Below are 13,795 nucleotides of genomic sequence, written 5' to 3'. Positions count from 1 at the left end.
AGTCATTATCGTAAAGCTAAATAAGTGGATTTGAGGATGAGTAGTTTGCTTAAGTGCTTATTGCGGCGTACTTTGTAGGTCTTCTATGCTTCAGTACTTTCAGCCTCTTCATCGGCATCAGGCGTACCAGCTACTTCTAAAAAGTTAAAAAACCGCTTAAAACTTACTTTAAATAAGAATGCCACGCCTAGCCAACAAGATAGTCCTAACCATGCAGTATCGGCAAAAATTAATCCGCCAACCAATATAATGGTCGATACGCCAAGACTCATGGCAATCATCGACGGTTGATTTAAGCGATAACGATAAACGACCAATGCATCATAAATGGTAATAGGTATCGTGAGGGCTACTAGGGCGTAGGGCAAATTATAAAATAACTGATAAAGCAGTTGGTTGTCATGGAAAGCTTTGATACTAGCAATCGTGCCAAAGACCACAAATGCGAAAATAGCCGCATAAATAAGATAGATTGCTATTTGGTTGGCACGCTGTGCGCCTTTAATACGGGCAATAGCAAGTGGAGCAAAACCATGCTGTGACTTATGTTGCGAAGATTGGTCTGAGACAGTGGTCATAGTAATCAGTCATTTATCCGTTGAGAAGTACGATGTATCGAAGTGCCATTATAGCCGCACACGTGTCTTTTACCTATTTGGCTGCTTTATTCTGCTTTGATTGCATCGATAGCGATACTGCTATTAGGATCAGCAAAATAGGTCGACATTAGGATACAAGCGGAGATATCATCAATTGGGTCGCGTTCGTTTTTAATCCAACCATTGTCCCATGCGATTTCTCTTGCTTCGATGGAAGTCAGCCGCTCATCACACAGTGATACGGTCACTGGCAGATGTTGTTCCATCACTCTATGGGCCAGACGACGAGCGAATTTGTGTGCTCGTTTTGAAAGCATGGAGCTAGTGCCATCCATATTAAGCGGTAGACCGACCACGACTTGCGCCACGCCCCAGACTTTGATGATACCAATTAAATTGTCCCAATCCGGCTGCCCGTTATTCATCGCCAATATATCAAAGGCACGCGCCGTCTGTGTAATGGTATTACCGAGTGCCATCCCCATCTTTTTGACACCGTAGTCTAGCGCCAAGATAAGATGCGGCTTTACTTCTGGCTCAATAGTTTCAGCAGTGATATTGCTATCGTTATCGAGAGTATCAAATCCACTTTCAATGTCATTATCTATAGCGTCTGTGCTATTGGCTGTAAAAGTACTATCTACCATAGTAATGGGTATCCTTTATGTCTTTATCTAAATTCGCAGAGCGTATGAGTTCACGCATGACCTATGTCACTACTAAGATAGTCAAAGTTGACACCGATTTTGTCGGCTGCGATTTGCCAGCGTTCTTCAAACGGTGTATCAAATAATAAATTAAGATCCGCAGGGCAGACTAACCAGTCACCATTACTCAGCTCTTGGTCTAGCTGTTTTTTGCCCCAGCTGGCATGACCTAGACACAGCTGATAGTGACCGACGCCTTGACCTGCAGCGATACGTTTAAGAATATCTTGGCTAGTTGTGATGCAAACGTTCTCTGAAATAGCAAAAGAAGAGGCCCATTCTGGCTGACCAGTATGCAGCACAAAGCCGACCTCAGGATACATAGGGCCGCCCTCTAATGCCACATCTTCCATCACCTGCGGATTGGTCACTTCAATATCTAAATCTTCTAGCAGCTTACCTACGCGAGATTGCTCAAGCGGACGATTGACCATCAGACCTAGCGCACCATGCTTGTCATGACGGCAAATATATATAAGTGCCTGCTCAAACCTTGGGTCTGACAGCTCTGGTGCTGCAATCAAAAAATGATGGGTCAAATTGGTTTTAGACATAGAAACAAACGCAACCTAATAATAAGGGTGAAAGACCACTATATGGTGATAATCAATAGAAAAGCAAGATTCACACCAATTGCTGCTGACGATCATATAGATTCAAATAACCATCCGTTTTGATGAAAACGAATGATTATTTAACGTTAGATAGGTCAGATAGAGCGTTATTTAACATCGGATAATAAGCTGCGGGCATGATCGCGTGTGACATCAGTGATAATGACACCGCCAGACATACGTGCCAACTCGTCTACTTGCGCACTGTTGGTCAGTATGAGTAGCTCGCTTTCAGTCTGTTCTTGATGATGCTTTTGTACCAAGATATGTTGATGCGCTTGTGCTGCGACTTGTGCTTGGTGCGTGATGGCTAGCAATTGCTGTGTTTGGCCAAGCGAGCGTAGCAGTTCGCCAACCACTTGCGCAGTACCGCCACTGATACCGACATCGACCTCATCAAATACCAGCATAGGCTTGGCGGCATTGTTATCAGCATTGGTCGCTTGTAATACTTGCATCACGAGCGCCATACGTGACAGTTCACCACCTGAGGCGATTTTGTGTAGAGGCTGCATTGGCATACCGACATTGGCGCTGAACAATAAATCAATATCGAAACAGCCTTGTGCATTGTACTGACTAGGTTCGGCTTTTTTGGTAAAAACAAATTCACAGCGAGCATTGGGTAGTGCAAGTGGTTGTAGCTGTTTGATGAGTTGCTTACTAATTGTCGGAGCAGCTTTTGTGCGCTCTTTATTTAACTGTGTCGCCAGAGCGAGATAGTCTTGCCAAGCCTGCTCAATTTGCGCTGCCATTGCATCACTACTTGGCTCGTTCTCTAGTTGCTCTAATTGCGCTTCCCAGCCCTTTGCTTCATCAATTAAATCACTCGCTGGCAAGCTATGCTTACGTGACAAACGATGTCCTAAGCTGATTAAATTGTCTAGTGTTTGCAGGCGTTCAGGATCAGGTAGCTGCTGTTCGGCATAATCTGATAGCAGGGCAGTCACCTCAGTAATTTGCTGCTGAGCTAGATGGAGCTGTTCAGAAGCTTGTTCAAACGTTTGACTGACGCTTACTTGATTGTCACAGAGTTTGATCGCTTGTCCGAGCAAGGTCATGACGTCTGGCTCATCGGTATCATTGTCGAGCAAATGCAGACCATGACTAGCCTCTTGCATTAGGGCTTCAATGTTGGAGAGCTCTTCGTGTTCAGATTCAACTTCTGCGTAGTCCACAGCCAATAACGGCGCAATATCTGCTAATTGACTCTGCAATAACTGAATACGATCTTGACGCTGGGCTTCGCGGCTCGCGATGTCATCCGCGCGACGTTTTAGCTGCTGATAGGCTTGATAGCTACTGGTAGTTTGGTTGGCTAACGGTGTTATCTGTGCCATCTCATCAAGCCATTGCACCACAAATTGCGGCTTGAGCAATGCTTGCTGAGCATGTTGGCTATGTATATTGACCAGTAAAGTGCCTAAACTCTTTAGCTCCGCTAAGCTAACCGGTGAACCATTTAGCCATGCTTTTGAGCGGCCAGTATTGCTTAATTGTCGACGAATAAGTACTTCAGGCTCTTCTAGCGGTCGATCATTTTTGGCAAACCACTCAGCGACGACACTATTATTTTCTACATCAAATTGAGCGTAGATATCTGCATGCGCAGCGCCATGCCTGACCATCGCACTGTCTGCTCGCTCACCAACACATAGTGATAGTGCATCTAGCAATAACGACTTGCCAGCACCTGTTTCACCAGTGATGACATTAAAACCTTCAGCCACGCTCAGCTCATGCTGAGCAATCAACGCAAACTGATGTAAAGTTAACGATACTAGCATCAACGCCTCTCAGGACAGACAATGGACATCATATAAATCTTAGGAAGCCATCTATAAATAGGATAAATAAGGAATTGAAAATATCTATTTAAACTTGCTAATTAGATAAATATTGTAGGCAAATAGTATGGTGTTAAATGTGCGTAAATACAAACTTTAAGACGAGGTATAACAGAATTTATTATTGGGAGATTACCATAAAACTATTAAAAACTGACAATAAATCATCGACATAATACCTATAATATTAATCATTAGGGCCATTGGGTATCCAAAGATAAGCATAGTATGAGAAGAAGTATTTTGACTGATAATGATAAAAAGATACCTAAAATGACGGTCTAGCATCCGCCTAGAAAAATACCAAATGAATATTAAACGAACGGGTAGATACTTGTCATCGAATAGAATTTTCCTCGTCGCTTTAACAAACTTTATAGATATAATGTGGTAGCATAATCTCACATAATGATAAACTCTTCTTATGAGTTTGATGCGCTATGCAACCTAATAACGAGTCATAATTTTGTAAAATTGTAGGCGTATAGTGGTGAAAAATATGCCACTCGATCATTATTCAAAAGCGTTTTCATAGAACCTGTGGCTACCTTTAGCGCGCAGATATCTACTATAGAGGGATAAAGTATTTAAAGCAGGCATGTTTGCTTACTGGTCGCGTATTTGAAGCCCAGTGCAACTCTGTCAGTACTTTAACCCGTTACTTATTTTTTAGTTTTGCCATAATTATTTGATAAGGAAGCCACTATGACAGCGGCGCAATTTACTAACGTAACAGTTAATGCCCAAGCGACAGTATCTTATGATGGTCGCTGCTCAAGCCATACCATTATGTTTGAGGATGGTCGTCATAAAACGCTAGGCGTTATCTTACCTTGTGACAACTTGGTTGAGCATTATCATTTTAGCACCAACACTTCTGAGCGTATCGAAATCACCAGTGGTGAGTGTGAAGTGAAGATCAATGGTGACGATGAATTCAGCTACTACCGTGCAGGTCAATCATTTGTCGTTGAAGGCAATAGCGGTTTTAACCTACGTACTGAAGAGATTGTTCAATATGTCTGTCATCTAGAAGGCTGATATTATTAATAGGGCGCTTGAGCTTTCATTCTAGCGCCTGTTCTATCACACATTAGTATTTCGAGAAAATAAACAATATCGGATTGGTATTGTTTATTTCTTTTTTGACGTTTGGTTTACTGTTCTCTCATTATCAATGGGTCATGACACGTAAAATCTACGTTATCTTCTTTTATCCCGTCGCCTAGTGCGATATCCACTTTATATTTAGTAGGCCTATTATGGCAAAACCCATTTATTTTTACGGCATTCATGCCATTGATGCGTTACTTGAACATCGTCCTCTTGATGGTCTTAGTTTGTTTGTGCAGCAAGGGCGTGAGAGTGACAGTCATGTACAAGCTATCATGGCCGAAGCGGAAGCAAACGGCATTAGTATTCAACCGACCCAAAAAGACAAGCTGACTCAGTTATGTGGTAGTCCGCAGCATCAAGGCGTGGTGCTCAATGCTCGTCCGTTAGGTTTCGCTGATGAAGGTTTGCTTGATACTATTATTGGCCGTGAACAGTGCTTATTATTGGTACTAGATCAAATTACTGATGCACATAACTTTGGCGCTTGCCTACGTACCGCAGTGGCTATGGGTGTGGATGCAGTGGTTTGTCCAAAGCATCATGCAGCGAGCCTAACGCCAACAGTCGCTAAAGTATCAGTTGGCGCAGCAGAGATGATGCCGATCGTCAGCGTTACGAACTTAGCACGCACGTTGTCGCAAATCAAAAATGCAGGCGTTTTCGTATTTGGTACGGCACTTAGTGAAGAGGCTAAGCCAATACATGCCGCTGACCTAACTGGCAAGACCGCTATCATTATGGGTTCAGAAGGAGAGGGTATGCGTCGCCTGACAATGGAAAGCTGTGATGAGTTGGTTTATATTCCAATGTCAGGAAACGAGCATGGTAATCTACAGAGCCTAAACGTGAGTGTTGCTACTGGCATGGCATTGTATGAGGTTAATCGCCAGCGAACTTTAGCTGCTGGGCAAGCGTAAGATACTCTTGGTGCAAGGGTTCTAGTTGTAGATATAGAGAGGCAAGGTCGCTCTCATTGAGTATGACATTGTCTGCATGACGATTACGCTCTTCACGACTCAGCTGATTGGTCATAATGGCCTTAATTTTTTGTATGCTTTGATCATCACGCTGACTGGCACGTGCAAGCTGCGTGTCTTCGGTCGCATCCATGACCAAAATACGTTGACATAAATTGGCCAGTCCTGCTTCTGCCGCCTCTATAAGTAGGGGCGCAGATAAGATTATATACGGTGAAGTACTAGCATCTAGCTGTGCTTTTGCTGTCTCACGTATTGCTGGGTGAGTGATAGCCTCAAGCTCAATCAGCGCTTCAGGATTTGCAAATACGTGTGTACGTACAGCAGCCCTATCCATAACACCATCATCCGTCAGTATCCAATCACCAAATTTTTTCTGGATTTTCTGCAGAGTGACGCTACCTTTAGCGACAGTCTCATGGGCGATCACGTCTGCATCAATAATATCGATGCCTTGCTCAGCAAACCAAGCACTAGCGGCAGATTTGCCACTACCGATACCACCCGTCAAACCAACCACAAGCTTCTTGCTTTTTGGTTGCGTGGCTTGTGGCTGGTGTGAATAAGAATGCGATGTATTTTTTGACATAATAATGGCTTATCTGACAGATAGAACAATGAATGCGGCTTTAAACTCACAATCGGCCTTTTGAGGCTTTATTTATGAGTCACTGCCGGAAATTTACTACAATAATCTAATGTACGCTGTCAGTTATTAGACATACATACCGAGATACCAGCTGACGATATCTGAGCCATATAATAAGGCAACGATACCTGCAATAGCGATATAAGGCCCGAAAGCAAAAGGTCGGCTTTCACCCTGTTTTTTCATCAAGATCAGCCCAACGATAGAGCCGAGTAAAGATGATAGTAGAATAATCAAAGGTAACATCATAGGTCCGAGCCAAGCACCTAATACTGCTAGTAATTTAAAATCCCCTTGACCCATTCCATGTTTTTTAGTTATTAAGTAAAACACCTTGACTACTATCCATAGCGATAAAAACCCAAGTAGTAATCCCCATATCGACTGTGTTGGTGTGACAAACCAACTTTGTGAGTTTACCGCCAATCCTAAGCCTGCTAAAGGAAAAGTTAGACGATCAGGTAGTAGCTGTGTGTCAAAGTCGATACCTGTTAGAGCAACCAGTGTCCATACTAAAACCAATGCGGACAAGCCTGTAGCATTTACCCCAAACTTATATATTACTAATACGGACAGGAGGGCAGTGACTAGCTCAACAAGAGGATAACGTAGATCGATAGCCGCTTTGCAGCTTGAACAGCGTCCGCGTAGTAATAGCCAACTTATTAAAGGGATATTTTCATACCGCTTAATTTTATGTGCGCAATGAGGGCAGCGAGAGGCAGGTCGACTTAAGGTAATTGGTTGGTCAGTAGCGACAATATTTGCTATGGGCAGTGTATGCTCGCGTGGCATATCGGCCTGTTCAGACATAAACTGGCTACACTCTTGTCTCCAGCCATAGACCATCATCAGCGGTATGCGATGAATCACAACATTTAAAAAACTACCAACGCAAAGACCTAATAGGCCAAATACGAATAAAGCTAGGGTACTGTTCTCTTGTAGTAACTGTATAAGTTGCATCAAATCATTATCCTACTACTGCGCCCATTTGGAAGATTGGCAAGTACATTGCAATGACTAGGCCACCAATTAATACACCTAATACCGACATAATAAGTGGTTCCATCAAGCTAGTTAGACCATCAACAGCGTTATCAACTTCATTCTCGTAGTAGACAGCGACTTTATCTAACATTTCTTCTAAACTACCAGACTCTTCGCCAATGCCAACCATCTGAATAGCTAAACTTGGGAACAAGTTGGTAGATCGTATAGAGAACTGTAATTGCTGACCAGTAGATACATCACTCTTAATTTGCTGAGTTGCATTGTAAAAAACAACATTATTGGTCGCACCAGCAGTAGAATCTAAGGCATCGATAAGCGGCACACCAGCAGCAAAAGTTGTAGATAGCGTACGAGCGAAACGGGCAATAATTGCTTGATAAGCAATGTTTCCAAAAATTGGAGCCTTTAGGGTAGCCCGATCTAAAAAGTCACGGAACTTTTTAGATCGCTTTTTAGCCTCAGTAAAGCTAATAATTGATCCACCAATGACGATGATCAAAATAAACCACCATGCCTGCATCCATTCAGACATCGCTACTACCATCTGAGTAAAAGCAGGTAATTCCGCTCCAAATGATTCAAATAATCCAGAGAATACAGGTACTACCTTTACGAGCAAAATTATAGTGACAATGATAGCAACTACGATAACAGCAATAGGGTACTTCATCGCCTTTTTGATTTTTGCTTTTAGAAGCTCACTCTTTTCTTTGTAAGTAGCTACTCGTTCAAGCATCGTCTCAAGTGCACCTGATTGTTCACCAGATTCGACGAGGGAGCAGAATAAATCATCAAAATAGCGCGGATGTTTGCGCAGTGCAGAAGCAAAAGTACCACCTGCCTCAATATCTGCTTTGATTTGCAGTACTAAGTCTTTCATACTTGGATTATCAAGGGAGTCGGCGACAATTTCGAAAGACTGAGTTAAAGGTACGCCCGCTTTCATCATTGTTGCTAGTTGCCGAGCAAAAATAGCAATATCAATGGCTTTAATGGCTTTTTTGAAGGTATAAAGTGGTTTTGGTTTTTTCTTAATCCCTTTAACCGTGATACCTTGTTTACGTAGGGTCGCTTTTGCCAGTTCTAAACTACGACTAGTAGTTTCGCCCTTAACTTTCTGCCCGCGTCGATTCACACCGTCGTAAACAAAGTCCAACAACATATCGGTCTTAGCTTTTGCCATGTTACTACCCTCAAAATTGTCCAATATAGATATTGTAAACCTACAACAAAATACCAGACTTGAAATATTAGTCAGGCATACTTTATTTTAGCGTAAAAAACCAGTGTTTATCTGTTTTATTTTTAAAGTTATACGATAAAGAACGTTGCTAGTTTATAACTTTTCTAGCAACTGAAAGTCAAGATGTTAAGGCATAGCATATATATTCTATAATTTCATTTATTATTCAGAAGTTACCCGCATCATTTCTTGGATACTCGTGACACCTTGCAATACTTTTAAAATTCCAGAACGTCGCAAGTCGCGAAAACCGTTTTTAATGGCAGCGTCTTTGATATCTATTGCGTTACCATCTTCCATGATAATGCGTGAAATATCAGGGCTGACTTTCATCACCTCATAGATACCTACACGGCCTTTATAACCTTCACGGCATTCATTACAGCCGACTGGTTCATAAATGACATTATCAGTGTTATCTAGATCAGTATCGGTAAAACCAATCTCTAATAAGCTCTGACGCGGTATGCTAATAGGTTTTTTACAGTTCTTACAGAGACGTCGTGCCAATCGTTGGGCAATAACTAGGTTGACTGATGTGGCAATGTTAAAAGAGGCAACACCCATGTTACGTAGACGCGTTAATGTTTCAGGTGCCGAGTTAGTATGCAAAGTAGAAAGAACCATATGACCTGTCTGCGCAGCTTTAATAGCGATCTCAGCAGTCTCAAGGTCACGAATCTCACCGACCATAACAATATCAGGATCTTGACGTAAAAAAGACTTAAGCGCATTGGCAAACGTTAGACCAACTTTGGCATTGACATTGACTTGGTTAATTCCTTCAAGGTTAATTTCGACTGGATCTTCAGCCGTTGAGATATTGGTTGCGCCAGTATTTAAGATATTGATACCAGTGTAAAGTGATACCGTCTTACCAGAACCAGTAGGACCAGTGATAAGCAACATTCCTTGTGGTTTGTGTAATGCCTCTAAAAACATTTCCTGCTGATCTGGTTCATACCCCAATGCATCAATACCTAGCATGGCTGATGATGGGTCAAGGATACGCAAAACAAGCTTTTCACCGAATAACGTCGGTAATGAGTTTACCCGGAAATCAATCGCTTTATTTTTAGAAATTTTTAGTTTAATACGCCCATCTTGTGGTACCCGGCGTTCTGAGATATCCATCTGAGACATGACCTTTAAGCGTGCTGCAATTTTATTCGCAAGTTGAACCGGTGGATTGGCCATTTTTTGCATGACGCCATCGACACGAAATCGTACTCTGAAAGACTTTTCATATGGCTCGAAATGTAAATCAGAAGCACCCATACGAATGGCATCGACTAGCATTTTATTGACGAATTTTACGACAGGCGCTTCATCGACGCCGTCGCTCAGCTGAGTTTCGCCATCCTCTTTATCTTCATCACCATCTTCAAAACCAACGCTTAAATCATTATCAGAAAAGCTATCAAAACTTTGCATCGTATCCGCGTAAATATTTTCAATACGCTTTTTGAGCTTATTTTCTTCGACAACAATGGTTTCTATCGACAGTCGAGAATTAAAGGCAATCGCATCAATAGCATCAACGCGTGTGGGATCACTTAGTGCGACAAATAGACGTTGTCCTCGTTTAAAGAGTGGTAAAGCATTAAACTTACGAACGATTTTTTCATCAACTAAGTCTTTTGGAATAACATCAACGTTTAATGCATCAAGATCAAATAGAGGGTCACCGAAAGCTTGGGATAGCATTTGGGCAAGATGATAAGCATCGGCCAATTTGTTGTCTACTAAATAGGGTACCAGTCCTATTTGCTGCTGTTGCGACTCGATCTGTGCCGTCTTCATATTTGCTTCGCTAACGACACCGTCGCTAATCAGTTGCTGTGCTAGACCGCCGTACTTATTGGTTGCGATAGACATTGTAACCTCTCCTTTGATACAAAGTATTCTGTAGAACTGCTTGGTATTAGACGTTATATACTTGTCGTTGCTAGTCGATAACTCGCTTGAACTATCTTGCTTTGTTTATCTTATCTACCTGTATATCTATATATAGAACCAGCAACAATATTTGATTTTATACATTCTGTAGTATAGAACTTTACTTTAGTTTGAAAAATTTATATATACCATTAGACGACTAGCTCGTAAAAATAACGGTCGATTGATGTATTGTCTGTAGATAAGTTTGCAGAAGTGATTCTGCTCATGGTGGCACGCTACTATAGCACTTACGAATTATTTGTTATACTGACGCGCATATTAGCCGAATTGGCATGAATACATGAGACAAGGTAAATAAGTATGCAAGCTTGGGTAATTGGCAATTGGAAACAGAATCCTGCGACTAACAGTGCTGTCAATGCACTATTGGACGACTTATTGACTAAAGTTAATACTGAAGAACAAGCCAGCTCGCAGACATTAAAAAACCGCTGTAAATTAATGGTAGCACCAAGTTGTGTTCATTTAAGTACAGTGAGTACGCGTCTAGCAGATAGCTCAATACTTTGTGCAGCACAGGACGTTAGTACTTATAGTGCAAGTACAGGAGCCTATACTGGTGACTGCTCAGCACAGCAGGTAGCAGATGCAGGTGCTACTTGGACGCTACTTGGCCACTCTGAGCGTCGTCAATATCACAAAGAGTCTCATGAATGCCTGATAAGCAAATTGTCTCATGCATTTTCTCAGAAATTAGGTGTGGTATTTTGTATCGGCGAAACGCAAGAGCAGTATGATAATGGTCAAACACTCGACGTTATCAATGAGCAACTTTCGGTTATTAAGGATTTACTGACTCAACAGCCAGAGTTAGCATCATCGTTATCTGAAAAGCTGCTCATCGCTTACGAACCTGTATGGGCCATTGGTACAGGTAAAGTGCCTACTGTGGCAGAAGTGAGTAAGACTCATCAGTATATCAAGCAAACGGTTGCAAGCTTTGCTGATATAACAGATACGATTACCGTGCTGTATGGCGGTAGTGTTAATGCTGATAATGCCAATAGCTTTGCTTCTGACGCTATGATTGATGGCGCGTTAGTGGGCGGTGCTTCATTAAAAGCAGAGAGCTTTCTAGCGATTGCCGATGCCTTCAACCAAGCCAATGCTTAAATGAATAAATAATACTCAGATATCAAGATCATAGCTTATAGTCAGTATGGTTTCATCAGTTGGTAAAAGTAGGTTTAACACTGCCCTTGCAATCGTGTACAATGCGCCTTATTTATATAGTCGATTTGGCATTTGATCATGCCGATTGTCATTCTATTAACCTTACGTTTTATTTTCCGTTATCAGTCGTCATTACGCGGCAAAAGAGGCCACCATGTTTACGTTTATATTAGCCCTGCATATTATTGTGGCCATCGCCATGATCGGCTTGATTCTGATACAGCATGGTAAAGGGGCAGACGCTGGAGCTTCTTTTGGTGCTGGTTCATCAGGTACCGTGTTTGGCGCAGCAGGCACTGCTAATTTCTTGACGCGTGCTACGGCAGTACTAACGGTCATATTTTTTATTACAAGTATGACGCTTGCCGTTCATGCTCGTAAGCAAGCAGAAGATCAGTTTCGTCTAGATGCGCCAGTTTCAGCACCGCAAACGCCGCGTCCAATGACTCAACATTCCGAGTAAGCCTCTTTTAAGTAGGCAGCGCTTGCTATTTTGGTAGGTTAGATTTACAATGCTTTCCTGTTTTCGCAACTCCTGTTCTATAGGTGCCTACCTTAAGCATCATTGATTATAGACTGGACGATAGAGACAGAGCAGTACAATGCGATTGTGGTGGAATGGTAGACACGCCATCTTGAGGGGGTGGTGGCGAAAGCTGTGGGGGTTCAAGTCCCCCCAATCGCACCAAGTTTTACAGACGCAGCATAGCGTTAGGTTGGATTTTTAGCAGATAATACTTAATTTATAATTAATTTAAAAAAAGTATTGACACTTCTATTAAACCTCCCTATAATATGCGTTCTAGATTGATGCGGGGTGGAGCAGTCTGGTAGCTCGTCGGGCTCATAACCCGAAGGTCGTTGGTTCAAATCCAGCCCCCGCTACCACTTTTTATACTGATGTTTTGTACACTAAATTTGTCAGTACCGATTAGCCCACCATTATGTTTGTGGGTTTTTTTGTATCTGAAGGTCAGTGTTATCGCGGTATCTATCCTACTTATGCTAAGCTCTAAGTCTATAGAGTACGATATTACTCGTCACTGGTCATCATCGGCCGCTACCGGCACGATGCTTCTTAAGCAACACTATCTTTTATTCCTCATACTTTTATCGATAGTAGTGCTTTATAAATAATAAAAGCATTGTTTGGCCGAGCTTGATGTTTTTTACGCTCGTCCCTATATAAATGCACAATATGTATCATATATTTGTGATTTAAAATTATATACTGACCGTGATTCTTATCATCATAAGATTGTTATATATAGATAAGAGTTCATCTTTAATACGGTTTACTAAGTACGATAGATAAGTGAATAGGAAAATACAAAGAGATTATGAAGCTTTCGACTAAAGTTGCAGAACTGACTAATATTATTGCCCCTGCCGTGGCCGCTTGTGATGTGTCATTATGGGGTATCGAGTTTGCGCCACAAGGTCGTCGCTCTTTACTACGTATCTATATTGAAGCATTGCCAGAAGAGCAAGCCCAAGATAAACAAGTAACGATTGAAGACTGCGCGGCAGTAAACCATCAAGTAAGCGGTATCTTAGAAGTTCATGATCCTATCGCTGGTGAGTACATTTTAGAAGTATCTTCACCTGGTTTTGATCGTGCGTTTTTCTCAGATGAGCAAATGCATGCGTATGTTGGTCAAACTGTTAGCTTGCGTCTGATTCAAGCTATCGGTACAGGCGATCAAAAACGTCGTAAAGCCACAGGTACTTTAGATAGTATTGATGAAAACTCTTTAAAACTGACGTCAAGTGATGGCGAGCAGTTTGAGATTGCACTAAGTAATATTGATAAAGCCAATTTGATTTATGAAGATGCCTAGATTCGTACTAGGGTAACTGTTTATAGGTAGACAGTTTTATCTTCCAATAGCTT

Annotated in this window: 13 protein-coding genes and 2 tRNA genes; 7 read left to right on the top strand and 8 right to left on the bottom strand. The window is 41.9% G+C overall.

The features are described 5' to 3' along the window. Nucleotides 1-83 precede the first annotated feature (83 nt). From ACHEVO_RS08890 to recN, 4 genes are all read right to left on the bottom strand, one after another. Nucleotides 84-578: a hypothetical protein gene (locus ACHEVO_RS08890; protein ID WP_394124654.1), complete on the bottom strand. Its 495-nt coding sequence runs from the start codon at nt 576-578 to the stop codon at nt 84-86. An 86-nt stretch (nt 579-664) separates the two neighbouring features. After that, nucleotides 665-1,156 (bottom strand): Holliday junction resolvase RuvX, encoded by a 492-nt coding sequence (gene ruvX / locus ACHEVO_RS08885; RefSeq protein WP_394124743.1) that lies wholly within the window; start codon nt 1,154-1,156, stop codon nt 665-667. 140 nt (nt 1,157-1,296) lie between these two features. Continuing rightward, a complete protein-coding gene (locus ACHEVO_RS08880; RefSeq protein ID WP_101204671.1) occupies nt 1,297-1,860 on the bottom strand; it encodes a YqgE/AlgH family protein in 564 nt (187 codons plus the stop codon). Between the two features lie 167 nt (nt 1,861-2,027). Next, entirely contained in the window at nt 2,028-3,707 is a 1,680-nt protein-coding gene (gene recN, locus ACHEVO_RS08875; RefSeq protein ID WP_201568133.1) for a DNA repair protein RecN, read from the bottom strand. Nucleotides 3,708-4,472: 765 nt separating this feature from the next. Here recN and ppnP point away from each other — a divergent pair. After that, the gene (ppnP, locus tag ACHEVO_RS08870; protein ID WP_057757729.1) at nt 4,473-4,808 is read left to right on the top strand and encodes a pyrimidine/purine nucleoside phosphorylase; all 336 of its coding nucleotides are present in this window, start codon (nt 4,473-4,475) and stop codon (nt 4,806-4,808) included. 221 nt (nt 4,809-5,029) lie between these two features. Next, nucleotides 5,030-5,800 carry a 23S rRNA (guanosine(2251)-2'-O)-methyltransferase RlmB gene (gene rlmB / locus ACHEVO_RS08865; RefSeq protein ID WP_102078746.1) on the top strand — a complete coding sequence of 257 codons (771 nt, stop codon included), beginning with the start codon at nt 5,030-5,032 and terminating at the stop codon, nt 5,798-5,800. On the opposite strand, the gene coaE is transcribed toward rlmB, so the two are convergent. From coaE to pilB, 4 genes are all read right to left on the bottom strand, one after another. Continuing rightward, entirely contained in the window at nt 5,763-6,449 is a 687-nt protein-coding gene (gene coaE / locus ACHEVO_RS08860) for a dephospho-CoA kinase (protein ID WP_394124653.1), read from the bottom strand. The genes rlmB and coaE overlap by 38 nt on opposite strands. Before the next feature lie 126 nt (nt 6,450-6,575). After that, on the bottom strand, nt 6,576-7,475 hold the full coding sequence (locus tag ACHEVO_RS08855) for a prepilin peptidase (protein ID WP_394124742.1): 900 nt from the start codon (nt 7,473-7,475) through the stop codon (nt 6,576-6,578). Nucleotides 7,476-7,482: 7 nt separating this feature from the next. Next, nucleotides 7,483-8,706: a type II secretion system F family protein gene (locus ACHEVO_RS08850; RefSeq protein ID WP_134292256.1), complete on the bottom strand. Its 1,224-nt coding sequence runs from the start codon at nt 8,704-8,706 to the stop codon at nt 7,483-7,485. A 222-nt stretch (nt 8,707-8,928) separates the two neighbouring features. Further along, the gene (gene pilB / locus ACHEVO_RS08845; RefSeq protein WP_394124652.1) at nt 8,929-10,644 is read right to left on the bottom strand and encodes a type IV-A pilus assembly ATPase PilB; all 1,716 of its coding nucleotides are present in this window, start codon (nt 10,642-10,644) and stop codon (nt 8,929-8,931) included. 384 nt (nt 10,645-11,028) lie between these two features. Between pilB and tpiA the strand changes: the two genes are divergently transcribed. From tpiA to rimP, 5 genes are all read left to right on the top strand, one after another. Continuing rightward, a complete protein-coding gene (gene tpiA / locus ACHEVO_RS08840; protein ID WP_296208924.1) occupies nt 11,029-11,841 on the top strand; it encodes a triose-phosphate isomerase in 813 nt (270 codons plus the stop codon). 214 nt (nt 11,842-12,055) lie between these two features. Then, complete coding sequence (secG, locus tag ACHEVO_RS08835) at nt 12,056-12,364, top strand: preprotein translocase subunit SecG (protein WP_191114493.1); 309 nt, start codon at nt 12,056-12,058, stop codon at nt 12,362-12,364. 141 nt (nt 12,365-12,505) lie between these two features. Continuing rightward, a tRNA-Leu gene (locus ACHEVO_RS08830) sits at nt 12,506-12,589 on the top strand. Nucleotides 12,590-12,712: 123 nt separating this feature from the next. After that, nucleotides 12,713-12,789 (top strand) — tRNA-Met (locus ACHEVO_RS08825). A gap of 452 nt (nt 12,790-13,241) precedes the next feature. Then, nucleotides 13,242-13,742 carry a ribosome maturation factor RimP gene (gene rimP / locus ACHEVO_RS08820; protein WP_057757748.1) on the top strand — a complete coding sequence of 167 codons (501 nt, stop codon included), beginning with the start codon at nt 13,242-13,244 and terminating at the stop codon, nt 13,740-13,742. The last annotated feature ends 53 nt before the right edge of the window (nt 13,743-13,795 follow it).

This window comes from Psychrobacter nivimaris (assembly GCF_043419765.1).
Lineage (GTDB): Bacteria > Pseudomonadota > Gammaproteobacteria > Pseudomonadales > Moraxellaceae > Psychrobacter.
The sequence above is the reverse complement of the archived record's forward strand: the minus strand, read 5'-3'. Positions and strand labels throughout refer to the sequence as shown.

Coding starts and splice junctions, on each gene's coding strand:
- tpiA (WP_296208924.1), top strand. CDS start 11,029: ATGCAAGCTTGGGTAATTGGCAATTGGAAACAGAATCCTGCGACTAAC.
- recN (WP_201568133.1), bottom strand. CDS start 3,707: ATGCTAGTATCGTTAACTTTACATCAGTTTGCGTTGATTGCTCAGCAT.
- ppnP (WP_057757729.1), top strand. CDS start 4,473: ATGACAGCGGCGCAATTTACTAACGTAACAGTTAATGCCCAAGCGACA.
- coaE (WP_394124653.1), bottom strand. CDS start 6,449: ATGTCAAAAAATACATCGCATTCTTATTCACACCAGCCACAAGCCACG.
- ACHEVO_RS08890 (WP_394124654.1), bottom strand. CDS start 578: ATGACCACTGTCTCAGACCAATCTTCGCAACATAAGTCACAGCATGGT.
- ACHEVO_RS08855 (WP_394124742.1), bottom strand. CDS start 7,475: ATGCAACTTATACAGTTACTACAAGAGAACAGTACCCTAGCTTTATTC.
- pilB (WP_394124652.1), bottom strand. CDS start 10,644: ATGTCTATCGCAACCAATAAGTACGGCGGTCTAGCACAGCAACTGATT.
- ACHEVO_RS08850 (WP_134292256.1), bottom strand. CDS start 8,706: ATGGCAAAAGCTAAGACCGATATGTTGTTGGACTTTGTTTACGACGGT.
- rlmB (WP_102078746.1), top strand. CDS start 5,030: ATGGCAAAACCCATTTATTTTTACGGCATTCATGCCATTGATGCGTTA.
- rimP (WP_057757748.1), top strand. CDS start 13,242: ATGAAGCTTTCGACTAAAGTTGCAGAACTGACTAATATTATTGCCCCT.
- ACHEVO_RS08880 (WP_101204671.1), bottom strand. CDS start 1,860: ATGTCTAAAACCAATTTGACCCATCATTTTTTGATTGCAGCACCAGAG.
- secG (WP_191114493.1), top strand. CDS start 12,056: ATGTTTACGTTTATATTAGCCCTGCATATTATTGTGGCCATCGCCATG.